Source organism: Aminobacter sp. GW821-FHT11F06, assembly GCF_058808215.1.
The window spans coordinates 504,513-530,326 of sequence record NZ_JBXARL010000002.1; the positions used below are offsets into that span (position 1 = coordinate 504,513).

Here is a 25,814-nt window from a genome sequence, read left to right on the forward strand (position 1 = left end):
GCATGGAGCTAGCCTCCCTTGACTGAACCCGCGAGCAGCCCGCGGACGAAATAACGTTGGAGCGAGAAGAACACGATCAACGGCACGATGATGGTGACGAAGGCCGAGGTGGTGAGGATTTCCCAGTCACCGCCGCGCGAGCCGAGAAGCGCGTTGAGCTTGCCGGTCAGCACCAGCTGGTCGGAGCCGCTGCCCAGGAACACCATCGCCACCAGGAGGTCGTTCCAGACCCACAGGAACTGGAAGATGGCGAAGGATGCGAGTACCGGGAAGGACAGCGGCAGCACGATCTTGACGAAGATCTCGAAGTCGCTGGCACCATCGATGCGGGCCGACTCCATGATCTCACGTGGCAGGCCGGCGATGTAGCTGCGCAAGAGGTAGATGGCGAAGGGCAGACCGAAGCCGGTATGCGCCAGCCATATGCCGAGATAGGTCTTGGACGGCACCCCAAAGAACAGGCCGACGCCATTGTAGAGCTTGAGCAGCGGGATCAGCGACATCTGCAGCGGCACGACCAGCAGGCCGATGATGACGGCGATCAGCAAAGCGCGTCCGGGAAAGCGCATCCAGGCGAGCGCATAAGCGGCATAGGCCGCGATCAGGATCGGGATGATGGTGGCGGGGATCGTCACCGTCAGCGAGTTGATGAAGGAGCGGCCGATGCCCTCTGAAAACAGCACTGTGTTGTAGTTGTCGGTGGTGAAGCGCGGCGGCGACGAGGCCGAGAAATAGACGCGCTGGCCACGGGCGTTTTCGAAGGCCTTGGGCGAGGTCATGACATAAGAACCGTCGTCGTTGACCTGGAGCGTGACACCATCGCCGAGATCGGCAGCCGTGCCGGCGGCAAACTGCGTCGGCTGCTGCGCCTTGGCGCCGAAGGCGGTGACGGTGCGGGCGTCGCCGGCACCAAACAGATTGCCCATGATCAGGAACTTGCCGTCCTTCTCAACCTGCTTGTCGGCGGCTTCGGTGCGCCCCGCTTCGGTCTGCGACGAGGTCGCGAGCGACGTCCACCAGCCGGAGACGATGAGCTGGTCCTTGTCGCGCAGCGAGCTGACCAGGATGCCGAGAGTCGGGATTGTCCAGATCGCGACGAAAACGAACACGGCGATGTGGACGCCGAAGCGACTGATGAAAGACCTTCCGCTTGCACTGGCCATGTCAGTGTCCTCCCCCGCCTTCGCGATTGGCCTGGCGGATGTTCCAGATCATGATCGGAACAACGGCCATCATGATGATGACGGCGATGGCCGCGCCGCGCCCGAAATCACCGCCGCCACGGAACATCCAGTCAAACATCAGATTGGCCAGCACCTGGCTGTTCCACTGGCCGTTGGTCATGGTCAAGACGATGTCGAAGACCTTAAGCACCAGGATGGTGATGGTGGTCCAGACAACGGCGATGGTGCCCCAGATCTGCGGCACCATGATCTTCCAGAAGATCTGGAACGGATTGGCCCCATCGATGACGGCCGCCTCGATGGTTTCCTCAGGGATCCCGCGCAGGGCCGACGACAGGATGACCATGGCAAAGCCGGTCTGGATCCAGATCAGGATGACCATCAGGAAGAAATTGTTCCAGAACGGGGTCGAAATCCACACCTGCGGGTTGCCGCCGAAATACTGCACGGCGGCGTTCAGGATGCCGATCTGGGTCTGGCCCTCGGCGCGGTATTCGTAGACGAATTTCCAGATGACGCTGGCGCCGACAAACGAGATGGCAAGCGGCAGGAAGACCAGGCTCTTGGCGATATTGCCCCACCAGATCTTGTCGGTGAGCACGGCGATGATCAGGCCGAAGAAGGTGCAGGCGGCCGGCACGACAGCGAGCCAAAGCAGGTTGTTCAAGATCGAATTTCGAAATTCGCGGTCGCCGAAAGCCCAGCTGTAATTGGCGAGGCCAACGAAGTTTTCGCCGCCGCGGTCCATGACCGAGAGCCTCAGCGTTTCGATCACCGGATAGACGAGATAGACGGTGACGATCAGCATGGCCGGGCCGACGAACAGCCATGGCCGGATCAGGCCCTGGCGGCGCAGATTGTCGATGGCGGCGGCACCCGAGACGCCGCGCGAGGGAAAGATGATGTCGACAAGCTTGTTTGCGCCCCAGAAATAGGCAACGCAGCCGCCGACGCCGACAATGACTGTGAAGATGGCCGAAAGTATCTGTGCCGTCATGGGATTAGTCCCTTTTCAACGGGCTGATTTGCCTGGACCACGTCTAGAAGATCAAAAGATCCCTCTCATCCGGCCGCTTCGCGGCCACCTTCTCCCCACTCGGGGAGAAGAGGGAGGCGGCACCCTTACCTGTCTCCTCTCCCCCAGCGGGGAGAGGTAGCCCTGAGCTTGTTGAAGGCAGGGCTGGTGAAGGGGGTGCTTCAGCGAGCCGGTTACTTGATCGCGTCCCAGCTCTTCTGGATGTCGGCTGCGACATCGGCTGCCGGCTTGCCGCCAACCAGGTCGATCATGCCGGTCCAGAAGGCGCCGGCGCCGATCTTGCCGGGCATCAGGTCAGAGCCATCGAAGCGGAAGGTCGAGGCGTTGACCAGGATTTCGCCCTGCTTCTTCAGCGCCTCGCTGCTGTAGATGTCCTTGTTGACGCTCTTCAGAGGGGTGACGAAGCTCTTCTGCGCCATCCACAATTCATGCGCGAGCGGCAGCTGCAGGAACTTGATGAACTCGCGCGAAGCCTTGGAGTCCTTGGCGATCATGACCAGCGTGCCGGCGCCCAGCACCGGATTGCCGAGTTCCGGCTTGGAGGCATAGGGCGGAAAGTAGAAGAAATCCGCGTCCTGGCCGAGCTTGGTGCCTTCCGGGAAGAAGGACGGGATGAACGATGCCTGATGGTGCAGGTAGCACTTCGGCGGCACCGCGAAGAGGCCTTTCGGGCTGTCGCGGAAGTCTGTCGCCGCAACGGCCGCGGCACCGCCGTCCACCATCTTGTCGTCGGTGGCGATCTTGGCGAAGATGTCGATGGCGGCAACCACCTTGGGATCGTTGAACGGAATCTCGTTCTTCACCCACTGGTCGTAGACTTCCGGCGTCTGGGTGCGCAGCATGATGTCTTCGACCCAATCGGTGGCCGGCCAGCCGGTTGCGCCGCCGGAACCCAGGCCGATGCACCACGGCTTGCCGCCATCGGCGATGATCTTCTGCTCGAGTTCGGCCAGCTCCTCCTGAGTTGTGGGAACCTTGTAACCGGCCTCTTCGAAATTGTCGGGCGAATACCAGATCAGCGACTTCACGTCGGCCTTGTAGGGAAAGGCGAAGAAGCCGGGCTTGCCGTCCTTGTCCTTGAAGGTGCCGAGATCGACCCAGGACTGGCCGGCGCCGTAATTCTCCTTGATCCAGGTGGCGACGTCGTCGCCGAGCGGGGTGAGCAGGCCCTTGGAGGCCAGATCCTGGATCAGGCCGGGCTGCGGCAGGATGGCGATGTTGGGCGGGCTGCCGGCCTGGGTGTCGATGACGATCTGCTGTTCGTAATTCTCCGACGACGAATATTTGATCGTGGCGCCGGTGGCCTCGCTGAAATATTCGAACACCGAGCCCGCCAGCGCTTCGTCCTCGCCGCGCCACGGCCCGAAGATCGAGAGCGTCTCGCCCTTCAGGTCGACCTTCTTGAGTTCGTCTAAATTGGCCCAGGTGAAACGGGCGTCCTCGCCCGGCTTGAACTTCAGCTCCGCCGACGCCGGCGCGCTCAGGGCGACGGCGGCAAAAGCCACACCCAGCAACAGGGACTTCCTCATGGTCTTCCTCCCAGTGGATCGAAAACTCCGGACGGAACCTCCATTCCGCCCGCCTGCACCGCTCCGACTGTGCCTCAGTCCTGCGCAAGCTGCAACCGCATCACGCAACGGCATTTCAAAGCGCTTTGGCTAACTTCATCACGCCATTAGAATCGAAAAGAGTCAAGAGCACCGGCAGGCTAATCGATTTAGAAACCGCCCATATATGCGCCGCAACATGCTTTTTGGCGGTGCAGCAGCAAATTTCGCTTCAAACCAGGCATTTGCGCGCCTATTCTTGCTGGCGTGACGTGCCTGGACCGCCTAACAACCGGGCGAAGCCAGATTGAAAGCGCTTTGGGAATCGGAGCCGAGGTGAACCTCAAACAGCTGTCGTTGATGCTCGAACTTTCTCAGACGACGGTGAGCCGCGCGCTGAACGGCTATCCCGAGGTCAGCGAGGATACGCGCCGCCGCGTGATGGACGCCGCCAAGCGCCACGGCTACCGGCCAAACCCGAGCGCGCGCAGGCTGGCGACAGGCAAGGCCGGCATGATCGGCTACGTCATGCCGACGGGGGCCGCCGTCGACATCGATCCGCATTTCGTCGAGTTCCTCTCGGGCCTCGGCGACTATGCGCGTGGCCACGAACTCGATCTGGTGCTGAGCCCGGCGGACGCCGCAGACGAGGAGACGACCTACAGGCGCATCGTCGCCAACAAGCAGGTCGACGCGCTCTACATCTCAGCCCCTCGCGGCGCCGACAAACGCGTCGCACTTGCCAACCAGCTCGGCATCCCCTTCATCGTGCATGGCCGCAGCGAAGGGCTCGACTTCGACTATCCGTTCATCGACATCGACAATGAGGGCGCCTTCCATGATGCGACGCGGCTGCTTGTCCAGCTCGGCCATCGCCGCGTCGGGCTGATCAATGGCGACGACACCCAGACCTTCGCGATTTTCCGCGAGCGCGGGGTCAGGCGGGCGTTGTCGGAAAGCGGGCTGGTGCTCGAACCCAGGCACATTCGCTCGCTGGCGATGACCGAGGAAAACGGCTATCGCGCCGCACGCGCCCTGCTGGAGGCGTCCGAGGCGCCGACGGCGATCGTCTGTTCGAGCCTGATCATGGCACTCGGCGTGGTCCGCGCGGCGCGCGACCTCAATTTGTCGCTGCCCCGCGACCTGTCACTGGTGAGCCACGACGACGTTTTCCCCTGGCTGCGGCCGGAGCATTTTTCGGTGCCCCTGACCACGACGCGCTCGTCGATCCGCGCCGCCGGCGCGCGCGTCGCCGAACGGCTGGCGGCGCGGATCTCTGGGCTGGAGGACGGCGCGCGCGGCGAGGTCTGGCCCGTCGATCTGGTGGTCAGGGGTTCGATCGCGGGGGTGAGGTAGGGCTAGTGTTTGGGGGACTGACTGGACCGTAGTGAAGCTTGATACCTCACGGCATGGATCCCCGAGATCTACGCACTCGCTACGCTCGCGCTTCGACTCGAGGATGACGGAGGCATGGGGACAGGTCTCAAATCGCAAACGATGGAGATTGGCGGAAGAGTCCGATGAAGCTCGTCATCCTCGAGTCGAAGCGCGAGCGTAGCGAGTGCGTAGATCTCGGGGATCCATGCCTCGACAGGGCCGCATCTGGACGGTCCAATCAGCCTTTGCCCCTGCTCCGTCCCCAAGCTAAATCTTGGTGGCGCCACCATGGTTGGCCGGCAGCGAGCGCGCGCGCAGCGGAGCGACCGAAGCGTGGCGCTGGAAGGTTTCCTCTTCAAGCGCTTCGACCTTGTGGTTGGGCAGGTCCGACAACAGCCCCGCGACACGCGTAAAGGACTGTTCGAGCGCCCTTTCCTTGATCACGCCAGCCTTCAGGCCAGCCGACATGTAGTCGATCATGCGCAGGATGACATCGGTGTCGGCCCAGTAGGCGCACATGCACAGCAGGTCGCAGCCGGCATTGATGATGCTGGTCGTCGTCTCGGGCTTATCGAGCTTGTCCGAGATCGCCTTCATGCCGAGATCGTCGCTGACCACCACGCCCTCGTAGCCAAGCTCCTTGCGCAGAATGTCCTGCAGGATGACGCGCGACATCGTCGCCGGGATACCCGGATCGACCTGCGAAATGACGATATGGGCGGTCATGATCATGCGCGTTGCGGCATCGTTGAAATGGCGGAACGCTTCGAGCTCGCGGCTGCGGAACGTCTTGGGATCGACGTCGATGACGGGCAGCGAATAGTGCGAATCCACCGCCGTGTCGCCATGGCCGGGGAAATGCTTGGGACAGCCCAACACGCCCTCAGCCTGCAGCGCGTCGAGGAACTCGCGCGCCGCCGGCACCACATCTTGCGGCGTCGTGCCGAACGAGCGCTGGCCGATGACAGGATTGGCCGGGTTCGAATTGACGTCGACGACGGGGGCGAAATTGACGTTGAAGCCGAGCGAACGCAGCTCGATGCCCATCGCCTTGCCGACATCGGCGGCCTGCATGGGCCATTCGCGCGCATAAGCGAATGGCGTGATCGGTGCCGGTGGGCGCAGCACGCCGCCGCCTTCATGGTCGATCGAAATGATGACCTCGTCACGCTCGATATATTCGCGCACGTCGCTCAGCAGCTTGGCGTGGTTTTCCAGCCAGTCCTCATAAGGCGCGTCGGGGAGGAAATTGGCGCGGAACAGCACGACACCGGCCGGCTTGAGCAGCGACAAAAGCCGCTTGTCCTTGTCGCCGAGCACATGTCCCGGCTGCAGGCCGATAAGGAACCGATGTCCAAAAGACGCAGGCCCGCGTCCGAGATCGAATGAGAGATCCATGCTTTGCCAACTCCGCCGGGATGTCAGGTGCCCTGTTTGTGGCAGCCTGATCCAAACAAGTCCTTAGTGCATGAGCTGAAAAAGCGGAATCGGTTTTCGAAATTGCGGGGTTCAAAATCGGGCGGCCGGCATGGTGCCAGCCGCCCGAACCGCTATGCGCTTGCGTCCTGGCGCGCGGCGGCCAGCTCGCCTGCCGCGCGGTCCGCCTCGGTGACCGAGGTGAACCGCTTCAGGCGGCGGGCAAACCAGGCGTTGAGGTCGTCCATGGTCGCGAACATCACAGGCACGACCACAAGGGAGAGCAGCGTCGAGGTGATCAGCCCGCCGATCACGGCAACCGCCATCGGCGCGCGGAAACTCGCATCGGCGCCGAAGCCGATCGCCGCCGGCATCATGCCGGCCACCATGGCGATCGTGGTCATGATGATCGGGCGGGCGCGGGTCATGCCTGCCTTCATCAGGGCCGCGCGCCGGTCCATCCCTTCGGCCCGGCATTCGATGGCGTAGTCGACAAGCAGGATCGAGTTCTTGCAGACGATGCCCATCAGCATCAGGATGCCGATCGTTGAGGAGAGATCGAGCGCGGCGCCATAAGCGAGCAGCGCCAAAGCCGCGCCGCCGAGCGACAGCGGCAAGGCTATCAGGATGGTGACCGGCTGCAAGAAGTTCCTGAACAACAGCACCAGCACCGCCATGACCATCAGGATGCCCGCCACCAGCGCCTGCGCGAAGCCGCGGAACATCTGCGTCATCTCTTCGGCCGCGCCATATTCGATATGGCTGACGCTTGCGGGCAGGTTCTTCAGCGCCGGCAATGCCGACACCGCCTTCATCGCATCGCCAAACACCACGCCATTCAGATTGGCTTCGACCGCGACCAGGCGCTTGCGGTCGAGCCGTTCGACCTTGCCTTCCTCGGCGCCGAAGGAGATATCGGCGACCGAGGTCAGCGGCACCACCTTGCCGTCGGCCGTGCCGACACGCAGCTTGCGCAAGGTTTCGAGATCGCCCCGCGCCGACTTGTCGAGCAGCACCCTTATCGGCACCAGCCGGTCGCCGAGGTTGAACTGCGCCGAATTGGAGTCGGTTTCGCCAAGCGTGGCGATGCGCGCGACGGTGCCCAGCGACACCACCGAAACGCCGAGCCGGGCCGCCTCGTCCAGGCGCGGCTTGACCAAAAGCTCAGGCGCCAGCGGTGCCTGGTTGGACAGCACATTGGTCAGTTCCGGCATCAGGCGCATTTCGGCTTCGAGCTGGTGGGCGGCCCTGTTCAGCTCCTCGGGATTGTTGCCGGCCAGATAGATCGAAACCTCCTTGCCGCCTGAATCCGAGACGAAGGTGAACTGGATGTCGGGCGTATTGGCCAGGATCGGACGCGCGGCGAGTTCGAACGACTTGCGGTCGAGTTCGCGCTCCTTGCGCGGCTTGAGCTTGATGTTCAATGTCACCTTGTTGACGTCGTCGGTGGTCACCAGCACGCTCGCCACATCCGGCCGCGCCCTCAGCTCGCGCACGATCTTGTCGGATACCCGCGCGGTTTCCTCCAGCCTCGTGCCGGGAGGCAATGTCACCTGCGCCGTCGAGACATTGCCGTCGCCGGTCGGCACGAAACCGGTCGGCAACTGGGTCAAAAGGAAGACCGAGCCGGCGAAAAACACAGCGACCAATGCAAAGGTCGTCTTGCGGTGATCGAGCGTCCAGCCGAGCACGGCGAGATAGTGCCGCGACAGCCGCGACGGCTCGGCCGCATGGCTGCCAGCCGCCTTCGGCTGCAGCAGATAGGCCGCCATCAATGGGGTGAGCAATCGCGCCACCACCAGCGAGATCAGCACGGCAACAGCCACCGTCACGCCGAACTGCCTGAAATATTGGCCGACAGCGCCGCCGATGAAACTGACCGGCGCGAACACCGCAACGATGGTCAAGGTTGTGGCGACAACCGCCAGGCCGATCGCATCGGCGCCTTCGATCGCCGCGAGATAGGGCCGTTTGCCCATGTCGACATAACGTTCGATGTTTTCGATCTCGACGATGGCATCGTCGACAAGGATGCCGATCACCAGTGTCAGCGCCAAAAGGCTGACACTGTTCAGGGTGTAGCCGAGCAACTCCATCACCCAGAAGGTCGGCAGGATCGACAGGGGCATCGCGACGGCCGCAATCAGCGTCGCGCGCCAGTTGCGCAGAAACAAAAACACCACAACGACCGTCAGCACGGCTCCCTCGACCAAGGCGGTCACCGCGGCGTTGTAGCTTTCCACAGTGTATTCGACGTTTGAGATGACCTCGTTGAACGCAACGTCCGGCGTCCGCGCCGCAATTTCGGCCAGGCGCCTGGTCACCGCATCGGCGACGACCGTATCGCTGTGGCCCTTGGCACGCGAGATGGAAAAGCCAACGACAGCCTCGCCGTTGAAGCGCGCGAAACCGCGCGGCTCGGCCGGCCCGTCCTTGATCGTGGCGATGTCGCGCAGCTGCACCCAGCGGTTTCCCGGCAGCGAGACCGAAAGGCCGGACAGTTCTTCGAGCGACTTTACCGAGCCCAGGGTGCGGATCGACTGTTCCCTTTCACCGATCTCGCCACGGCCGCTGGGTACGTTGACGTTGATCTGGCGCAGCGCCGAATTGACCTGGTCGGCCGTCACACCGAGCGCCAGCAGCCTGTCGGGGTCGAGCGAGACGGTGATTTCGCGGTTGACGCCGCCAAGGCGCTCGACCTTCTGCACGCCGGGCAGCGCGAGAAGCTCGCGGCTGATGGTGTCTTCGACAAACCACGACGCGTCGAGCACCGACATGTTGGGCGCCTGCATCGTGTAATACAGGATCGCGCCACCTTCGACATCGACACGCGTGACGATCGGCTCCTGGATCGATTGCGGCAGGTCGGACCTGACCTGGCCGACAGCCTCGCGCACATCGTTGGTCGCCCGGTCCGGGTCGACGCCGATCTTGAACTCGACAGTGGTCGTCGACACGCCATCCTTGATGGTCGAGCGGATGTGCTTGACCCCGGCGAGGCCTGACGCCGCCCCTTCAATGCGGCGCGTCACCTGGTTTTCCATCTCGGCGGGCGCGGCACTTGCCTGCGACACGGTGATGGTGACGATCGGAAACGACAGACTCGGATTGGCGTTGACCGGCAGGCGCAGGAACGACGCCAGACCGACAAGCGTCAGCACCAGGAACAAAACGATGGTGGGGATCGGCTTGCGGATCGCCCAGGCGGAAACATTGCTGATCATGGTCGGGTGCTTCCGGTGATGGCACCAATGTCGGTGGTTGTGACCGCGTCGCCTTCGCGCAGCGATGCGCCCGCCTTGGCGACAACAATGTCGCCGGCTTTCAGCCCGGCACGGATTTCGAGCCTGCCATTGTCGCGCAGGCCGGCCTCGACGGCCCGCCGGACGACTCGGCCGTGCTCGACCACGAAGACGGCGGTTTTGTCCGTGCCGCCATAAAGCAATGCCGAATCTGCGATGACGATGGCCTCGCGCTGGGCCACCACCACCTCGGCCCGGCCGAAGGCGCCGGGAAACAAGGCGGCATCGGTATCAAGGGCGATCCTGGCTCCGCCAAGACGGGTGTCGCGGTCGATCTTCGGTGTGATCAGGCGCACCTTGCCCCGGATCGCCTCATCCTTGCCCGGCAGCGAAACTTCGGCAGGCTGGCCAACCGCCAGCTGCGGCAGCTCGCGTTCGGGAATGTCGGCGGCAAGTTCGACCCTGCCCTCGCGGATCAGGCGGATCAGCGGTTCCGACCCGGTGAGCGCACCGGCATTGGCGTGGCGTTCGGAAACGACGCCGCCTACGGGTGCGACGATGACGGCGCGTTCGAGCAGCCGGCGGGACTCGGCGAGCTGGGCCTCGGCCTGGTTGAGTTCGGCTTGCGCCAAGGCAACGCCCTGGCGCTCGACGGCCTCGGTGGAAGCGCGATCGGCGAAAGCCTGGCTGGACATGTAACCCGACTGCCTGAGCGGCCCGGCGCGCTGGAGTGCCGCCAGGGCCTGCGCCGCCTTTGCCTGCTGCTGGGCAAGTGCTGCACTTGCCCGCGCCAGCCGCCCTTCGGATTCGCGCAACTGGTTGTCGCGCATCGCCGTCTCGAGCCTGACCAGAACCTGCCCTGATGTAACGCGGTCGCCGACCTCGACGTCGACGCTTGCGATACGCTGGTCTTGCAGCGGCGCGCCGACGGCGACCTCTTCGCGGGCAGCGAGAACACCGCTGAACGACAGCGTCCATTCGCTCATGCCGCTTGCAACGACGAAGGTCGACACCACGCGCTTGGCCGCCTCGGTCTGGACAGCGGCAGCGGTGGTGCCATCGGCAACGGAGTTCGCGCTGGCGGTCGCCATCAAGGTGATGGCCAGGGCTGCCGAGATGGATATTTGAAAGGGACGTGTCATGCTTGCGTGCTTTCCACGGTCTGGAAGGTTTCCGAAGCGATAGCGGCCGCCGGCCCTCCCCCTTGGCCGGTTCGCTTCTATTGTTGATGGATCAGTCCGATGACTGGGCCGCCTGCAGTTTCATGGCAGCGGCATGACAGGCGACCATTGCAGCAATCTGTCGCAACCGATTGCCCGCTCGCGTTTTACGCCGGCAGCTTCGTTTTATGCTGAAAAGGCCTGCCCAAGATCTCCGCGAAAGGCGCACGGGCGGCCATCGGCGCCCATGCCTCCAGGCCAGCCAATTGCGCATTCCAGCCTAGCCTTTTTCTGCCGCTCGACCTCTCCGGCTATCTTGTCGGCGGCGCCAGCTCCAGGCAGTGCGGACGAAAATGCCCGCCGAAAACTCTGGCCTGCCCTATCCATGAATTTTTATTACTGTGAAACTAAGTTGCCTCACCGTGAGGCATCAGCTATTCAAAAGTGTCTGACAAACACGGGAGAACTTCACCATGACACGCAAAACGGTCCTCAAGTTCGGCAAGGTGGAAAACCCCGACGCCAACGATCTGCCGGGATGGGTGGTGATCGAAGGAAAGCCGACGATGAAGACCGCCGTCCAGCACAAGACTGAGGACGGCAAGGTTTTGTCGGGAACCTGGCAGGCGACCCCCGGCACCTACCACGCGACCTACACGGACTACGAATTCGTCCACATGATCTCGGGCCGCATCATCATCACGCCGGACGGTGGCGAACCTGTCGAGGTCGGGCCGGGCGACGCGTTTGTCGTGGAAGCTGACTTCAAGGGCACATGGAAGATCATCGAGCCAGTGACGAAGCATTTCGTCGTCACCGTCGGATCGTAAGAGCGCAACAGCGCATACGCGTGAGCCAGTGGGTTGCCGGTGGAGATGCAGACGTTTTGCATGGCCAATAGTGGTTCGCCTTTCCAACTCAGTCTTGTTTGCATCGGCACGAAACTATAAAGTGTGCAACACGCTCTCGGCGAGACAAGCCTTCTTGGACTACCGGGGAAGGCATTCCAGGGGAATTAGGCCCTGGACGGATTGGGACTTCGCCAAGAGCGCATTTCGTTTTGACGCCATCAATCGCGTTGCTCTCGCCGTGAGGCTGGCATTCGCGCATCAGCGGTGCGCCAAGGCTTCTCGCCCCTATCTCCGCGCGTGACCGGATTGCCAAGCTTGCCCCAGGTCGCCACCGAGCTTGCGGCCACGTTGCGATATCGTTCGCTCTCGTCCCATTCCCAATCAAAGCTCACCGTGTCGCCCAAATAGACCCATTTGCGTGCGCCAAGAGCGAGAAAGGAATATTTCTCGCCGCCAATGGTGAGGATGTGCTGATGCCACGCGCGGGTATTCCCGCCTTTGCTGGGTGGCCGGTATTTGTCTTTCAAATAGCAGCCGTAGGCTTCAACACTGGCTTTCTCTATGCGCATCAGACTTGCTCCCCGAGCAGCGGCGAATTGGAACCACGCGCTGAATTGTCTAGAGGAGCAATTCAACTCGGTAAACGCGATGTGTTCGTAATTATTTGATTTTGTTATCTATTTTTGGCGCACCCGACAGGATTCGAACCTGTGACCTCTGCCTTCGGAGGGCAGCGCTCTATCCAGCTGAGCTACGGGTGCTCGTTCACGGCCAAGCCGCGAACCACGCCCGGCGCACCGGACGACGCGCGTTCATAACCGATGCTGCGGCAAGCTTCAACGGGGGAAATGGAGTTGCGCTGTCCTCCGAAGGCAGAGGTCAGAGGTTCGAATCCTGTCGGGTGCGCCGGGGCTGTGCCGGCACAGACGAACAGTTGGCCCCCAGGGGGATTGGATTTCAGATAATGGGAACGCCGCGCTTAGTCGCAGCCGCGATTAGCCGCTCATGAACACCGGTGATCGTCGGAGCGATCATGTAGCCGCTGTCCATGTCGCCTATCATCACTGATTGCTCGCGTGGTGCAGCCACCCAGTGCAGCCCGATCAGCCCACAGATCATGGAATCAACCTTGTCTTGATCAGACTTTCTCGGCGACGCCATCGCTGCAATTGTTGCGCACCACTGCTCCAACCGCTCAAGGGCTGTTAGCGCCCCAAATTCCAGAATGGTCGAACATACAGCTTGCCAATCCTCAAGTCTGAACCGCTTGCGGTTTGCGGGGTTGTATTTCGGAGCTCCAAGTCGACGGCAGAAGGCTTGCTCCATAGCTGCCAGAGCAAGTGCCGGAAAAACCTCGATTAAAAAGAGCCCCTCTCGCGCACTTCGGGCCAGTTCCGGGTCCTCGATCGCGCCAAGTGCTTGTTTGAATCGCCATATTGGCGCGGTGTCGTCGAACATTCCCAGCTTTGACCGGCTGGCCGGCTGAACGCCTCCACCGATCCAGGAGATAAGCGATCCCGCAACCTTGTCGACGGGTCGTGAGCCTGTGAGATTTGGAACGATGGTCGGCTGATCGAGCGCCACTAAGCACTTGCTGACCTCCGATCGCTCGCCCTGGATTATCTCCAACGCGTCGCCGAAAGAGGCTAGCCTGGGCTCCACATACAGACGCGCTCCATTCGCATCAATTCGCAAGACGCAAATGGCACCGGGAGCCTTAGGATTGTCGGTCCAAGCCGAGTCGAAGCCTACAACCGACGTGCAATTGGCTCGCAAGTCCTCACCCACCCTCATATGCCCGGCGTAGCAAGGGCTGAGCTTTTTCGAAATCGGTCATCGATTTTAGGGACAATTCCAGATCACCAGTTCCGTGGTGACCAATATTTGTCACATCCCGAGCGAAGCTGTCGTCGAGATCCACAGTGGATGGATCAAGCTTGAGATAGGCGACAACGCAGCGTGCCTGCGGGTAGATCTGAAGGCAGACAAAGTTCTTGATGCGCTTAAATGCGGTATATTGCTGAAGTTCCTTGACCTGAACGTCATCGCCTAGCCCGATGATGAACTGCAGCGTTGCGTCATAGATATCCTTCAGATCTGTCGACGACTGAGAGAGGCGATAGCTCATGCGGTTTCGCCAATAGGGATCTATGTCCTCCTCCGGCATGCTCTCTGTAACCTTGCCTTTTTGCGGCGTCGGCGCGCTCACCCTGGCGGTTTTCGGCGCATGAACAAGTTCCATCATCAGCAATTCTTCGCCGAACCGGCGGTAGCGGATCAGTTCAATATTGCGGGCGATCTGCTTAACCGCATGCTCGTCATAGCGCGTGAAATCACCCGCGATGCAAACTAGGCGCGGCGCCGACCAATCCACCGCCTTCGCCGCATCCGGCCCAAGGCGCTCCATCACCATCCACTGGAATTCCTTGCGGTGATCGAGCAGCCAGTCGAGATAAAAGAGGCCCTGATTGATGACATTCTCGTTCACCGAACGCTTGTATTCGATGATGACCGGTGAATTGTCCTCATCAAGTCCGAGCGTATCGATCCGCCCGCCGTGCACGGAGCCGGTCGAATGCTCGGTCTGGAGGAAACGGATACCGAGAAGAACCTCGAGATTGGCCTCAAACAGGTTTTGGAGTGACTTCTCAACCTGCACTGCCGCACCGGCAAGTTCGGTCGCCTGGGAGCCGCTGAAATGAAATAGCTTGATGTCGCTCAAAACCCACCCCAGAGATGATCAAAGATTGCGCTGGAAACTTCTATTCGCTTACCTGGTATTGTCCAGATAGGCGGGTGGCGCGCTCGGACGCCGTTGGGATCGGTCGCGCAGCAGACGGGGAATGCAGAAATTGACGACACTGAGCCTATCGCAGCTGGAAAATCATCTCTGGCGAGCAGCGGACATCCTGCGCGGGTCGATCGATTCAGGCGACTATAAGCACTACATTTTTGGTCTGTTGTTCTTCAAGCGCCTCTCGGACGTCTGGGAGGAGGAGTATGAAGAGCGGTTAGCTCGCTACAACGACGCCGATCTCGCTGCCGACCCGGATGAGCACCGTTTCGACATCCCGAGGGGCCACTTCTGGAAGGACGTGCGCAAGCACACCACTGACATCGGCACGCATCTGAACAGTGCCTTCCGGGGGATTGAAGATGCAAACATGCGTCTGCGCGGCGTCTTCCAGGATGTCGACTTCAACAACAAGGAGCGCTTTCCCGACGCCATGCTCGAAAAGCTACTGCAGCATTTCGAGACCTACCGGCTGCGCAACTCCGATGTCGAGCCTGACGTGCTCGGCCAGGCATACGAGTATCTGATCAAGCAGTTCGCCGACGACGCCGGCAAGAAGGGTGGCGAGTTCTACACGCCGAAGATGGTCGTGCGGTTGATCGTCGAGTGCCTGAAGCCCGAAGAAGGCATGTCGATTTATGACCCTACCTGTGGCTCGGGCGGCATGTTGCTCGAGGCCGTGCATCATCTGGAACGGCACGGCAAGAACCCGAAAAGTCTGTCGCTGTTCGGCCAGGAGAAAAACCTCAACACCTGGGCGATCTGCCAGATGAACCTGTTCCTGCATGATATCGACGATGCGCAGGTGGCGCGCGGCGACACGTTGCTGGAGCCGAAACACCTGGCCACGCAGAGCTCCAAGGAGAAAGGTCATTTCGGCCAGGAGACCACCAAAACGAGCGTAAATGGAATCCGCACTTTTGACCGAGTGCTGGCCAATCCACCCTTCTCGCTCAAAAGCTGGGGCCATGATGTCTGGAGCCAGGGCGATGCCTATGGCCGCGACCGCTATGGCTGCCCGCCGAAATCCTATGGCGATCTTGCCTTCGTGCAGCACATGGTGGCGAGCCTGAAGGAAGATGGTGTCTGCGGCGTAGTGCTGCCGCATGGCGTGCTGTTTCGCGGTGGGTCGGAAGGCAAGATCCGCGAAGGGCTGATCCGCGATGACCTGATCGAAGCGGTGATCGGGCTGGCACCAAACCTGTTTTATGGCGCCGGCATTCCGGCCTGCATTCTGATCCTGCGGAAAAAGAAGCCGGCGGACCGGCGCGGCAAGATCCTGATCATCAATGGCGCCGACCACTTTGTTGAGGGCAAGGCTCAGAACCATCTATCTGAGGACAATGTCGCAACGCTGGCCAAGGCCTGTTCGGATTTTACCGATGTCGAGCGGTTGGCGCGGCTGGTCCCGGTAAGTGAAATTAGGGCCAATGACTTCAACCTCAATATCAGCCGCTATGTGCATCTCGGCGAGGAAGCCGAGGCGGTCAAGGTCTCGGAAGAGGTGGAGAAGCTGGTGGCGCTGCAAACCGAGCGCGATGCGGCGGAAGCGCGGATGATGGGCTTCCTGAAGGAGCTCGGCTATGTCGCATGAGGTCCTAGCAGGGTGGCATCAAAGCACCATTGACCAAGTTGCAGACGTTAATCCAGAGAGCCTATCTTCGAGCACAGCAGCTGATTTCCTTCTGAAATACATTGATGTCGCTACTGTGGCTGGTCCATCGGGCATGCTTGATCCGCGATTGGTCACCTACGGCGAAGCACCCAGCAGAGCGCGACGGAAAGTTAGAAGTGGGGATATTCTGGTTTCCACTGTTCGGCCGTACCTACGCTCTTTCTGCAAGGTGTCATTGGGCGATCCGAACCTGATTGCCTCTACCGCGTTTGCGGTCCTACGGCCTAAGGCCAATGTAGATGGGGATTTTCTATATCAGCATGTGCTTTCGGAGCGCTTTATTGAACATCTCTCTCCGCGAATGAAAGGATCCAATTATCCGGCGGTGACCGCCGGGGATGTCGGCGCCTTCGCAGTTCCGGTCCCCCCACTCCACGAACAGCGCCGGATCGCCGAAATCCTGTCGAGTGTCGACGAGGCCATCGCGGCAACGCGGGCGGTGATCGCGCAGACCAGGAAGGTCAAGCAGGGCATGCTCGAACGCCTGCTGAACAAAGGCATCGGCCACACGCGCTTCACGCATACGGAGATCGGGGAGATTCCGGAGGGTTGGGAGATCAAGGCTGTTGACGACTTGTGCATCCTCTCGAATGGAAACGGGTTCAGGCCTCCAGACTGGAGCGATACTGGACTGCCTATTATTCGAATCCAGAACTTAAATGGCAGCCAAAACTTCAACTATTTTAACGGCACTCCGCTTGAGAAATGGCTCATCCACCCAGGAGATCTGCTTTTTGCATGGGCAGGAGTCCGCGGAGTTTCGTTCGGGCCGACTATCTGGCGCGGTCCTTTGGGCGTTCTCAATCAGCATATTTTCAAGTTTTCGTGCCGAGAGCAGGTAGATAAGCTTTGGCTATTTCACACGATGAATTTGATTACGTCGAGAATCGAGGCTAAGGCCCACGGCTTCAAGGACAGCCTGCTTCATGTGCATAAGAAGGAGATCACCGGGCAACTAGTTCCGGTCCCCTCTTACACAGAACAGATTCAGATTTCAGCACGTATTGCAGAAATCCAATTTGCAGAGGACCTATCTACTTCCTCGCTCCAGCGCCTGTTGTCGACAAAATCAGCCCTCATGTCCGACCTCCTCACCGGCCGCAAGCGGGTCACAGAAGCCCTGCCCATGGCGGCGGAATAGGAGGCGGAGATGGCGGGGGGACCTGAGTGGCACTTTGCCGAGCGCCCGGCGATCGAGCATCTGCAGGCAATGGGCTATGGCTTCGTGCCCTTTGCCGAGCACACAGACTTGCGCGATGGCGAAAATCAGGTGCTGTTTCGGCCGCATCTGATCAACGCGCTGATTCGCATCAACGGCATCGATCGGGCCTCCGCCGAGGCGGCCTATGGCGAGCTTGCCTCGATCAGCGACGATCAGGCTTGGCTCAAGGTGCTGCGCGGCGACTACAGCCGCAAAGTAGCCGGCCACGACACGCGGCTGACATTGCGCGTCATTGACTTTCTCGACCCCGGCAACAACCAATTCTCAGCAACCCATCAGTTGCGGGTGAAAGCGGAGAAGACCCGCAAGCCGGACGTAGTCGTCTATCTCAACGGCATCCCGTTGGTGGTGATCGAGGCCAAGAGCCCGCTCAACATCAAGGACAAGACCGGCGAAGCCTTCGAGCAGATCAGGCAGTATGAGCGGGATATTCCCCGGCTGTTTTTCTCCAATGTCTTCAACGTAGTCACCGATGGCGCCCTGGTGCTCTATGGCGCGACCGGCTCCAGCTCCAAGTATTATGCCGAGTGGCGCGATCCCTGGCCGAAGGCGGAGGCCGATTTCAGCGATACCCTCGCCAAGGGGCTATGGTGCCTGCTGGAGCCGTGGCGGCTGCTCGACCTCATCGCACACTACATCGTGTTCGAGACGACCGACGACGGCATGATCAAGAAGATCTGCCGCTACCAGCAATTCCGTGCCGTCAACCGCATCATCGAGCGCGTGCTCGAGGGCAAGCACCGGCAGGGGCTAATCTGGCACACCCAGGGCAGTGGCAAGTCGCTGACCATGGTGTTTGCCGCGCTGAAGCTGAAGACGCACCGCACGATCGATTCCACCGCGCTCACCAACCCCAACATCATGGTGCTGACCGACCGCGTCGACTTGCACAGCCAGATTAGCAACACGTTCATTGCCTGCGGCCTGCCGAACCCGACGCCCATCGAAAGCATCAAGGACCTGCACGACCTGATCAAGGACGGCAAGCAGGGCCATACGGCGCTGTCGACCATTTTCAAGTTCCAGGGCTCGAAAACGGCGATCGCCAATTCCGCCAACTGGATTGTGATGGTGGACGAGTGCCACCGCACCCAGGAAAAGGATCTCGGTGCCTATCTGCGTGCCACGCTGCCCGAGGCGCGCTTCTTCGGCTTCACCGGCACGCCTGTGAAGAAGGACGACAAGGACACCTATGCCAATTTTGGCGTGGTCGGCGAAAACTACCTCGACAAATATGGGATTGACGACGCGGTGGCCGACGGAGCCACGGTGCCGATCTACTATACTGGCCGCAAGACCGACTGGCATATCGACGAGGCCAAGATCGACATCCTGTTCGACACCTGGTTCGCAGAGCTCGACGACGACAAGCTCAACGAAATCAAGAAGCGCGGCGTGCGGATCGAGGATCTCGTCAAGCATCCGCGCCGGGTCGAGCTGATCGCCTACGATATCTGGGCTCATTTCAAGGCCTATGCCCGGCCGGACGGCTTCAAGGCGCAGATCGTTGCCATCGATCGCGAGGCGGTGATCCTCTACAAGCAGGCGCTGACCAAGATGATCGCTGAGGATCTCATTGCCGAGGGCGTGGATGAGGCCGAGGCACTGGCGCGCGCGGACGCCATGTCGGCCTGTGTTTATTCGATCAACCAGGAAGACGGCAAGCCGAGTGAGGACCCGCACAAGCAGGCGATCCGCGAGGAACTGAAGGCTCATTATCTCGATGCAGAGGCTGAGAAGCTGGCGAAGAAGGCATTCGGCCGCAAGGACGGCGATCCGCAGTTCCTGATCGTCTGCGACAAGCTGCTGACCGGCTTCGACTGCCCGATCGAAAGCGTGATGTATCTCGACAAGCCGCTCAAGGAACATGGCCTTTTGCAGGCCATCGCGCGCACCAACCGTGTCTCCGACGCCAAGAAGCGCAACGGGCTGATCGTCGACTATATCGGCGTCTCGGCGCATCTCGAGGAAGCGCTCGCCAGCTATCGCGCCGACGACGTGAAAAACGCCATGCGCGATCTCGACGACCTGCGCAGTCAGCTGCGCACTGCGCATGCCGCCGTCATCGTGATGCTGAAGCCGATCAAGCGCGTGGCCGGCAACAAGGACGGCTTGAAGAAGGAGTATGACGCCTTCATCAGGCTGCTGGGTAGCGAAGACAAGTGGTTCGAGTTCAAAAGCCGTGCGCGCAGCTTCATCGCGCTTTACGAGACTCTAAGCCCAGATCCGAGCATTCTCGAATTCACTGACGACCTGAAATGGGTCGCCACATTCCTGCTTTACGGCACCCAGGTCTTCGAGAAGCGCCAGGCCTTCGACCAGCTGAACTACAGCCAGAAGATCCGCGAGATGCTCGACAAGCATCTGGAGGCGACGGGGCTCAGCGTGACTGTGAAGCTGCGCCATATCACCGATCCGGATTTCTGGCAGGACTTCGAGATCGAGGGCAAGTCGGACGATGATCTGATGACAGCGGCGATCCGCAAGACAACCGAGTTGCGCAAGACGGTCAGCGAGCGCATTGACGACAGCCCACATCAATACGACAAGTTCTCCGATCGGCTTCGCCAGCTTCTCGAACGCCTTGAAAGCGCACAGCTCACCTGGGCAGATAAGTTGAAGGCAGCAGAAGAGCTGGCAAAAGACATCGCCACAGAGGATGAAGCACATATCGAAGCGGGTCTTACAGCTGGTGCCTACGGCATCCTACAGATCCTGACGAACCTCGGCGCCGGAACGGCGGAAGAGAACCTCGCGATAAGGCTGGAAGGACTCTATACAAGTCCAGAGACAGCACCTGGTGGCTGGTGGGAGAAAGATGGGCTGCGCAAGAGCCTGCGACAGCAGGTGCGCGCCATGGCGCATGAAGCCGGTCTGGTTCAGCTCAAAGAAATCCCCGATCAGGTGGAGGCCTACGCACTGAAGCATTTCGTGGGGCAGTGAGGATGCCTTTGTTCAAGATCGGCGAGACCGAGCTTGATTACACGCTGCGGCGATCACCGACGGCGAAGAAGGCAAGTATCACGGTGACGCCTCAGTCCTTCGAGCTCCTGGTGCCGGAGAATGCGACTGTGGCTCAGATAGAGGCTGTGCTGCACCGCAGGCGCGCGTGGATCCTCGGAACCGTCAACAGCATGCAGGAACGCGCGAAAGCCCAGGCGAGAGTCTATTGCTTCGTTTCGGGCGCCAAGATCCCCTATCGCGGCCGGATGATGAAGCTGACTGTCGAGCCGTTCGATGGCTCCGTTGTCGAAGTCAGCTTCCGCAATGGCTTCCTGATCAGGAAGCCATTTGACATGCCACCAGCAACCGCCGACGCCGTGATCGAAAGTGCTCTCCGACTCTGGTTAAGACGACGCATCCGCGACGACGCACAGGATTTTGTCCGTCGACATGGCGAACCGAATGGGCTGAAACCGCGCGGCATCCAGATCAAGGATCAGAAACATATGTGGGGTAGCTGCGGCCAGGACCGCCAGATCCACCTCAACTGGCATCTGATTTTCGCACCCCGACCTGTGTTCGAGTATGCCGTCGTCCACGAACTCAGCCACCTGCGGCACCGCAACCATGAGCCAGAATTCTGGCACCTCGTCGGCTCAATCCTGCCGGACTGGGAGGCGCGGAAGGCCTGGCTCGACCAGAACGAGCACATGCTGGGCTGGGAGAAGGTCGAGCCAATAGCTAGCTGAGGAATGCTGTTGCTCGACTCAGGGGTGCTCACTGGAGTGCTCCAGCGCTGTCTGTGAGGAAAAGTGCGTTCGGCGCGTGGACAGCGCTGGTGAGCGTCCCTGCGATCGGTCCACGGCTTCAACTCGACCGACAGCACTCGGCGGTGCCTATCGCCACGCAACTATCACTATCTTTCGAGCTCGACTTCGGCTTCCTTCCTCGGCTTCGCCTCCGTGAGCTACGATATCCTCCGCTCAACGCATCGATCGGAAGAACATTGGCTCGATGAACGCGCCTTCAGTCCGACGTAACCCTCGTCCTGCAAAAGTGGCTTGCCGCAAACGCCTCTTTGTGAAGCGTTCGCGATCTTGTCCATCATTCCGTTCGTCGAGAAGCAACGAGCTCTTTCAGATTCGCTATGCTCATTTGGTAGATGTTCTTGAGCGTTTGCAGATGCTCCGCGTCCTGATCGGCATGGCACTCACGTCCTCGGGTGTGCAGTTCAATCTGATGGCTGCGAACTAGCAGGGTGACGATGTCGCTCATGGAGATCTCCGGCACCGGCCCGAGTGCTTCTAGGATACGCCCCTCTAGCATTGGATCGATGGGAAACCGGCAGTTCTCGGAAATCACGCGGATCCGACTAGCGATCGACGCAAGAACACTGACGGATGTTTGTAGCTCATTCTCCGCCCTGGCAGACAAAGGCGCCGCGAGCAGCAGGCTGAGGAAAAGACCGCATGCAGTTCTGAGTTTTCCGCGGTGGCGAGCTGCAGGAGTGAGTTTTGATGGGGATGGCATTGTCGCGTGGCACCTCTCTCGCCGACAGACCCGACGAAATGCCGGGCCTTCGCGACGCTCTTTGGACGGGTGCAGATGAGGCGCTATGGCGGAGATGCCACAGAGGCGACCCATTCAGGCCCAGGGCGCTCCTTCAAAGTGGCATGCACCCACCGCCCGCCGACAGGCGGCAGATGGCCATCCTCCGCTGCGAGCAGCCTGCCGAGCAGACGAGCAATGTCGCCATAGGTGCGCTCTTCCCGGAACCAGGTCAGGTATTCATGCCCGCAGAGCTTCTTCATGTCAGGGTCGTAGCGAGGCGGAAACGGTTCAAGGCCGTTGGCCAGGATCTGGCACAGATCGCGAAGCGTCAGAGGCGCGCCGTCGCGCACGCCCGCGCCGTGACTGTCCTTGTGTTCCAAGTAGTATTCGAAGCGGTTGCGGAAGAACCGGCGGATATCGATGATGTCCATCAATTGCCTCCAGGGAAATGGGGGCGTCAGCCATCTGAATCGGCGGACAGCAGATGCTGCGTGATTGCCGGGTCGCGTGGTCGAGCTTGTCGTAGTGCTCGATCGCAACAAAGGTTGTCGATAGCTTGGGCAGGCCTTCACTGTCAGGCGGCGGTCGAGATCCGCAGCGTGCGCGCGCTGTCTTCCGAACCGCTCATGAGGTGGATCAGGCAGCTGGTGCGTAACAGCGAGGCGAAGTTGGGCACGCTGCCGTTGATTGCCAGCGCCTCGTCGTAAAGCGTCGACAAAAACCGCGATGTCGTCATGCCCTGCCCCTCGGCGATCTCGTCGATCAGCACCCAGAACGCGGCCTCCAGCTGAATGCTGGTCGAATGGCCGGCAATGCGAACCGAACGGTTGATCGGGCGGTAACGATCGGGGTCCTGCCCGGCAAAAACCTCGCACATGGCGTTTCCACCTCCTGTTTTTCGCAAGTATGCCCCGCAGCCTCACAGCGGTCAATTTGCCTTTCCAGCGGGCTTTTCGAGCAAAACCTTCCGGTTCTACTCGGGATTTAAAATCATCTTTGCGGTAGCCGGCTGCTACCTGCCCCTTTCCGTGATGGCGCATCCTGCACACATAACCACAACCGTGCAGGAGATGCCTGATTGGCAAAGACCATCCATTCGATGATCCGGGTTCTGAACGAAGAGCGTTCGCTGGATTTCTACGCCAAGGCACTCGACCTCGGGATAGCCGACCGGCTCGATTTCGAGACCTTCACGCTGGTCTATCTTTCCAACGTGGAAAGCAGCTTCGAGCTCGAGCTGACGATCAACAAGGATCGGACCGATCCTTACGTGCTGGGCGACGGCTATGGCCATCTCGCGGTGTCGGTCGCCGATCTGGATGACGAGCACAGACGCATGAAGGCGCTGGGCCTGGAGCCGCGCGACATCGTCGAGTTCAAGAACAACGGCATCGAAATTGCCCGCTTTTTCTTCATATCGGACCCCGACGGATACAAGATCGAGGTTTTGCAAAGACGGGGGCGCTTCCTGTAGCGCCGCCGCAACTGCTGTTGGAGGACAGCAGCGCCAGCCGGCACATCGAACACGTGCACTAGCAAGCAAGGGAGGAAATCATGGTAACGATCTACGAGAAGCAGGCCGGCCTTTCCAGGCGTGAGCTTCTCAAACGCGGCAGCATCGGCGCGATGCTGGTGATCAGCGGCAGCGCCCTGATCAGCCCCCGCAACGCCTGGGGACTGGAAGTGACGGCGCTCAAGCCAGAAACCATGGCAACCTTGATCGTGCTCGCCCGCGACATCTACCCACACGACCAAATCGCCGATCGCTTTTATGCCATCGCCGTCAAAGGGCAGGATGCGAAAGCCGGAAAGGACGCTGCCCATAAGGAGTTGATCGAGAACGGCGTTGCCGATCTCGACAAGCGGGCTGGTGGCACAGGCTATCGCAGCCTCGGATGGGAAGACGACCGCGTCGCCATCTTGCGCGACATCGAGACGACGCCGTTTTTCCAGGCAGTGCGCGGCGACCTCGTGGTCAGCCTCTACAACCAGAAGGAGGTATGGCCGATCTTCGGCTACGAAGGCGAGTCCTACTCCAAGGGCGGCTACATAGCCCGCGGCTTCAACGACATCGAATGGCTTTGACGGCGAAGGCCCGCACCGGAGGAGGTGCGGTTGACGCGCTATGCGCGGCTTCGTTTCAATTTCTGGGAGGAAACAATGGCAGCCCCATACGATCTCAAGGATGACAGCGTCGTCGTCATCATCGGCTCAGGCGCAGGCGGCGGAACGCTCGGCAATGAACTGGCGCAAAAAGGCATCGACGTCGTCATTCTCGAAGCCGGCGCAAGGCATGAATACGAAGACTTCATCAACGACGAATGGGACAGCTTTTCCCAGCTTGCCTGGCTCGACAAGCGCACCACCGGTGGCGGCTGGCGCGTGGCCAAGGATTTTCCCAACCTGCCCGCGTGGATCGTCAAGGCGGTCGGCGGCACCACCACCCATTGGGCCGGCGCGTCGCTGCGCTTTCAGGATCACGAATTCAAGGCATTGACCAACTACGGCAAGGTCGAAGGCGCCAATCTGCTCGACTGGCCGATCACGCTCGCCGATCTCGAGCCTTACTACGACAAGGCCGAAGACAAGATGGGCGTGACCCGCACGCACGGCATCGAGGGCCTGCCCGGCAACAACAACTTCAAGATCCTCAAAGCCGGCGCCGACAAGCTTGGTTACAAGGAATGCCATACCGGACACATGGCGATCAATTCCGCCGACCGCGATGGCCGCATGGGCTGCCAGCAGACCGGCTTTTGCTTCCAGGGCTGCAAATGGGGCGCGAAATGGTCAACGCTCTACACCGAGATTCCGAAGGGCGAAGCCACCGGCAGGCTGGAGGTCAGGCCGCAATCGCATGTGGTGAAGATCGAGCACGACCAGTCCGGCAAGGTCACCGGCGTGGTCTATGCCGACAAGGACGGCAAGCTGCATGAGCAGAAGGCGCGCGTCGTGGCGGTTGCCGGAAATTCGATCGAAAGTCCGCGCCTGCTCTTGAACTCGCATTCGTCGAAATTCCCCAACGGGCTGGCCAATTCGTCCGGCCACGTCGGCAAGCACTACATGCGTCACACGACTGGATCGGTCTACGCGATCTTCGAAAAACCGGTGCACTTCTACCGCGGCACGACCATGGCCGGCATCGTGCGCGATGAGGCCCGCCACGATCCCTCGCGCGGCTTTGTCGGCGGCTATGAAATGGAGACGCTGGCGCTCGGCATTCCGTTCATGGCGGCGTTCCTCGACCCGGGCGGCTGGGGTCGCTCCTTCACGTCGGCGCTGGACCACTACGACCACATGGCCGGGCTGTGGATCGTCGGCGAAGACATGCCGCAGGAGCAGAACGCGGTTAAGCTTCATGCCGAACTCAAGGACGACTACGGCATGCCGATCCCGGACGTGTGGTTCACGGATCATCCCAATGACGTTGCGATGCGCAACCATGCCTATGCCCAGGGACAGGCGATCTACAGCGCGGTCGGCGCCACCCGCGCCTTCCCGACGCCGCCTTACCCCTCGACGCACAATCTCGGCACCAACCGGATGAGCGAGAAGGCCGAGGACGGCGTCGTCAACAAATGGGGACAGACGCACGACATCAAGAACCTGTTTGTCTCGGACGGCAGCCAGTTCACCACCGGCGGCGCCGAAAACCCGACACTGACGATCGTGACGCTGGCCATCAGGCAAGCCGACCATATCGCCTCGCAGATGGCGTCCAAGGCGATCTGACCAGCCTCCCAAGGCGCAAAGGTCGTCGGACAGCAGATCGCCCGACGACCTTTTTTCTGAACCTCCATCTGGAAGTCAGGGCAT

21 protein-coding genes and 1 tRNA gene are annotated in these 25,814 nt (G+C 60.7%); 9 read left to right on the top strand and 13 right to left on the bottom strand.

Going from position 1 to position 25,814, the window contains the following annotated elements:
* Nucleotides 1-8: 8 nt before the first annotated feature.
* The 3 genes from AC1RTB_RS06965 to AC1RTB_RS06975 form a co-directional block, all read right to left on the bottom strand.
* Nucleotides 9-1,163 carry a carbohydrate ABC transporter permease gene (locus tag AC1RTB_RS06965; protein WP_492875980.1) on the bottom strand — a complete coding sequence of 385 codons (1,155 nt, stop codon included), beginning with the start codon at nt 1,161-1,163 and terminating at the stop codon, nt 9-11.
* A 1-nt stretch (nt 1,164) separates the two neighbouring features.
* On the bottom strand, nt 1,165-2,181 hold the full coding sequence (locus AC1RTB_RS06970) for a carbohydrate ABC transporter permease (protein ID WP_492875982.1): 1,017 nt from the start codon (nt 2,179-2,181) through the stop codon (nt 1,165-1,167).
* Nucleotides 2,182-2,393: 212 nt separating this feature from the next.
* Nucleotides 2,394-3,749, bottom strand: coding sequence for an ABC transporter substrate-binding protein (locus AC1RTB_RS06975; protein ID WP_492875984.1), 1,356 nt, complete (start codon nt 3,747-3,749; stop codon nt 2,394-2,396).
* A 354-nt stretch (nt 3,750-4,103) separates the two neighbouring features.
* Between AC1RTB_RS06975 and AC1RTB_RS06980 the strand changes: the two genes are divergently transcribed.
* Nucleotides 4,104-5,123, top strand: coding sequence for a LacI family DNA-binding transcriptional regulator (locus AC1RTB_RS06980; protein ID WP_492875986.1), 1,020 nt, complete (start codon nt 4,104-4,106; stop codon nt 5,121-5,123).
* Nucleotides 5,124-5,411: 288 nt separating this feature from the next.
* On the opposite strand, the gene AC1RTB_RS06985 is transcribed toward AC1RTB_RS06980, so the two are convergent.
* From AC1RTB_RS06985 to AC1RTB_RS06995, 3 genes are all read right to left on the bottom strand, one after another.
* Complete coding sequence (locus tag AC1RTB_RS06985) at nt 5,412-6,542, bottom strand: glycoside hydrolase family 3 N-terminal domain-containing protein (protein WP_492875988.1); 1,131 nt, start codon at nt 6,540-6,542, stop codon at nt 5,412-5,414.
* Between the two features lie 152 nt (nt 6,543-6,694).
* Nucleotides 6,695-9,784: an efflux RND transporter permease subunit gene (locus AC1RTB_RS06990; RefSeq protein WP_492875990.1), complete on the bottom strand. Its 3,090-nt coding sequence runs from the start codon at nt 9,782-9,784 to the stop codon at nt 6,695-6,697.
* Nucleotides 9,781-10,944, bottom strand: coding sequence for an efflux RND transporter periplasmic adaptor subunit (locus AC1RTB_RS06995; RefSeq protein ID WP_492875992.1), 1,164 nt, complete (start codon nt 10,942-10,944; stop codon nt 9,781-9,783). The genes AC1RTB_RS06990 and AC1RTB_RS06995 overlap by 4 nt, the downstream gene beginning before the upstream one ends.
* A gap of 491 nt (nt 10,945-11,435) precedes the next feature.
* Between AC1RTB_RS06995 and AC1RTB_RS07000 the strand changes: the two genes are divergently transcribed.
* Nucleotides 11,436-11,792, top strand: a complete 357-nt coding sequence (locus AC1RTB_RS07000; RefSeq protein WP_492875994.1) for a cupin domain-containing protein — start codon at nt 11,436-11,438, stop codon at nt 11,790-11,792.
* A gap of 239 nt (nt 11,793-12,031) precedes the next feature.
* Here the strand turns inward: AC1RTB_RS07000 and AC1RTB_RS07005 are convergent, their stop codons facing one another.
* From AC1RTB_RS07005 to AC1RTB_RS07020, 4 genes are all read right to left on the bottom strand, one after another.
* Nucleotides 12,032-12,382: a hypothetical protein gene (locus tag AC1RTB_RS07005; protein ID WP_492875996.1), complete on the bottom strand. Its 351-nt coding sequence runs from the start codon at nt 12,380-12,382 to the stop codon at nt 12,032-12,034.
* A gap of 115 nt (nt 12,383-12,497) precedes the next feature.
* Nucleotides 12,498-12,574: transfer RNA gene (locus AC1RTB_RS07010), tRNA-Arg, on the bottom strand.
* 196 nt (nt 12,575-12,770) lie between these two features.
* Complete coding sequence (locus tag AC1RTB_RS07015) at nt 12,771-13,607, bottom strand: DUF429 domain-containing protein (RefSeq protein ID WP_492875998.1); 837 nt, start codon at nt 13,605-13,607, stop codon at nt 12,771-12,773.
* Nucleotides 13,594-14,535, bottom strand: coding sequence for a DUF5655 domain-containing protein (locus AC1RTB_RS07020; RefSeq protein ID WP_492875999.1), 942 nt, complete (start codon nt 14,533-14,535; stop codon nt 13,594-13,596). The genes AC1RTB_RS07015 and AC1RTB_RS07020 overlap by 14 nt, the downstream gene beginning before the upstream one ends.
* Before the next feature lie 130 nt (nt 14,536-14,665).
* Here AC1RTB_RS07020 and AC1RTB_RS07025 point away from each other — a divergent pair, with 130 nt between their 5' ends.
* From AC1RTB_RS07025 to AC1RTB_RS07040, 4 genes are read left to right on the top strand one after another with little or no spacing between them, the layout of a single operon-like run.
* The gene (locus tag AC1RTB_RS07025) at nt 14,666-16,201 is read left to right on the top strand and encodes a type I restriction-modification system subunit M (protein WP_492876355.1); all 1,536 of its coding nucleotides are present in this window, start codon (nt 14,666-14,668) and stop codon (nt 16,199-16,201) included.
* Nucleotides 16,191-17,423, top strand: a complete 1,233-nt coding sequence (locus AC1RTB_RS07030) for a restriction endonuclease subunit S (protein WP_492876001.1) — start codon at nt 16,191-16,193, stop codon at nt 17,421-17,423. The genes AC1RTB_RS07025 and AC1RTB_RS07030 overlap by 11 nt, the downstream gene beginning before the upstream one ends.
* 9 nt (nt 17,424-17,432) lie before the next feature.
* Nucleotides 17,433-20,447: a type I restriction endonuclease subunit R gene (locus tag AC1RTB_RS07035; RefSeq protein ID WP_492876003.1), complete on the top strand. Its 3,015-nt coding sequence runs from the start codon at nt 17,433-17,435 to the stop codon at nt 20,445-20,447.
* 2 nt (nt 20,448-20,449) lie between these two features.
* Nucleotides 20,450-21,196, top strand: a complete 747-nt coding sequence (locus AC1RTB_RS07040; RefSeq protein ID WP_492876005.1) for a M48 family metallopeptidase — start codon at nt 20,450-20,452, stop codon at nt 21,194-21,196.
* Between the two features lie 355 nt (nt 21,197-21,551).
* Here the strand turns inward: AC1RTB_RS07040 and AC1RTB_RS07045 are convergent, their stop codons facing one another.
* From AC1RTB_RS07045 to AC1RTB_RS07055, 3 genes are all read right to left on the bottom strand, one after another.
* On the bottom strand, nt 21,552-21,722 hold the full coding sequence (locus tag AC1RTB_RS07045; RefSeq protein ID WP_492876007.1) for a hypothetical protein: 171 nt from the start codon (nt 21,720-21,722) through the stop codon (nt 21,552-21,554).
* A 338-nt stretch (nt 21,723-22,060) separates the two neighbouring features.
* Nucleotides 22,061-22,429: a hypothetical protein gene (locus tag AC1RTB_RS07050; RefSeq protein WP_492876009.1), complete on the bottom strand. Its 369-nt coding sequence runs from the start codon at nt 22,427-22,429 to the stop codon at nt 22,061-22,063.
* 143 nt (nt 22,430-22,572) lie between these two features.
* Complete coding sequence (locus AC1RTB_RS07055; RefSeq protein ID WP_492876010.1) at nt 22,573-22,875, bottom strand: ribbon-helix-helix domain-containing protein; 303 nt, start codon at nt 22,873-22,875, stop codon at nt 22,573-22,575.
* Nucleotides 22,876-23,076: 201 nt separating this feature from the next.
* Here AC1RTB_RS07055 and AC1RTB_RS07060 point away from each other — a divergent pair, with 201 nt between their 5' ends.
* The 3 genes from AC1RTB_RS07060 to AC1RTB_RS07070 all read left to right on the top strand — a co-directional run bounded on the left by AC1RTB_RS07060 (nt 23,077) and on the right by AC1RTB_RS07070 (nt 25,730).
* Nucleotides 23,077-23,472, top strand: coding sequence for a VOC family protein (locus tag AC1RTB_RS07060; protein WP_492876012.1), 396 nt, complete (start codon nt 23,077-23,079; stop codon nt 23,470-23,472).
* An 80-nt stretch (nt 23,473-23,552) separates the two neighbouring features.
* Nucleotides 23,553-24,083, top strand: coding sequence for a gluconate 2-dehydrogenase subunit 3 family protein (locus AC1RTB_RS07065; protein WP_492876014.1), 531 nt, complete (start codon nt 23,553-23,555; stop codon nt 24,081-24,083).
* Nucleotides 24,084-24,158: 75 nt separating this feature from the next.
* A complete protein-coding gene (locus AC1RTB_RS07070) occupies nt 24,159-25,730 on the top strand; it encodes a GMC family oxidoreductase (RefSeq protein WP_492876016.1) in 1,572 nt (523 codons plus the stop codon).
* Nucleotides 25,731-25,814 lie beyond the last annotated feature (84 nt).

Coding starts and splice junctions, on each gene's coding strand:
- AC1RTB_RS07070 (WP_492876016.1), top strand. CDS start 24,159: ATGGCAGCCCCATACGATCTCAAGGATGACAGCGTCGTCGTCATCATC.
- AC1RTB_RS07035 (WP_492876003.1), top strand. CDS start 17,433: ATGGCGGGGGGACCTGAGTGGCACTTTGCCGAGCGCCCGGCGATCGAG.
- AC1RTB_RS07005 (WP_492875996.1), bottom strand. CDS start 12,382: ATGCGCATAGAGAAAGCCAGTGTTGAAGCCTACGGCTGCTATTTGAAA.
- AC1RTB_RS06990 (WP_492875990.1), bottom strand. CDS start 9,784: ATGATCAGCAATGTTTCCGCCTGGGCGATCCGCAAGCCGATCCCCACC.
- AC1RTB_RS07000 (WP_492875994.1), top strand. CDS start 11,436: ATGACACGCAAAACGGTCCTCAAGTTCGGCAAGGTGGAAAACCCCGAC.
- AC1RTB_RS06985 (WP_492875988.1), bottom strand. CDS start 6,542: ATGGATCTCTCATTCGATCTCGGACGCGGGCCTGCGTCTTTTGGACAT.
- AC1RTB_RS06970 (WP_492875982.1), bottom strand. CDS start 2,181: ATGACGGCACAGATACTTTCGGCCATCTTCACAGTCATTGTCGGCGTC.
- AC1RTB_RS07065 (WP_492876014.1), top strand. CDS start 23,553: ATGGTAACGATCTACGAGAAGCAGGCCGGCCTTTCCAGGCGTGAGCTT.
- AC1RTB_RS07055 (WP_492876010.1), bottom strand. CDS start 22,875: ATGTGCGAGGTTTTTGCCGGGCAGGACCCCGATCGTTACCGCCCGATC.
- AC1RTB_RS07030 (WP_492876001.1), top strand. CDS start 16,191: ATGTCGCATGAGGTCCTAGCAGGGTGGCATCAAAGCACCATTGACCAA.
- AC1RTB_RS07015 (WP_492875998.1), bottom strand. CDS start 13,607: ATGAGGGTGGGTGAGGACTTGCGAGCCAATTGCACGTCGGTTGTAGGC.
- AC1RTB_RS06995 (WP_492875992.1), bottom strand. CDS start 10,944: ATGACACGTCCCTTTCAAATATCCATCTCGGCAGCCCTGGCCATCACC.
- AC1RTB_RS06965 (WP_492875980.1), bottom strand. CDS start 1,163: ATGGCCAGTGCAAGCGGAAGGTCTTTCATCAGTCGCTTCGGCGTCCAC.
- AC1RTB_RS07050 (WP_492876009.1), bottom strand. CDS start 22,429: ATGGACATCATCGATATCCGCCGGTTCTTCCGCAACCGCTTCGAATAC.
- AC1RTB_RS07040 (WP_492876005.1), top strand. CDS start 20,450: ATGCCTTTGTTCAAGATCGGCGAGACCGAGCTTGATTACACGCTGCGG.
- AC1RTB_RS07045 (WP_492876007.1), bottom strand. CDS start 21,722: ATGAGCGACATCGTCACCCTGCTAGTTCGCAGCCATCAGATTGAACTG.
- AC1RTB_RS06975 (WP_492875984.1), bottom strand. CDS start 3,749: ATGAGGAAGTCCCTGTTGCTGGGTGTGGCTTTTGCCGCCGTCGCCCTG.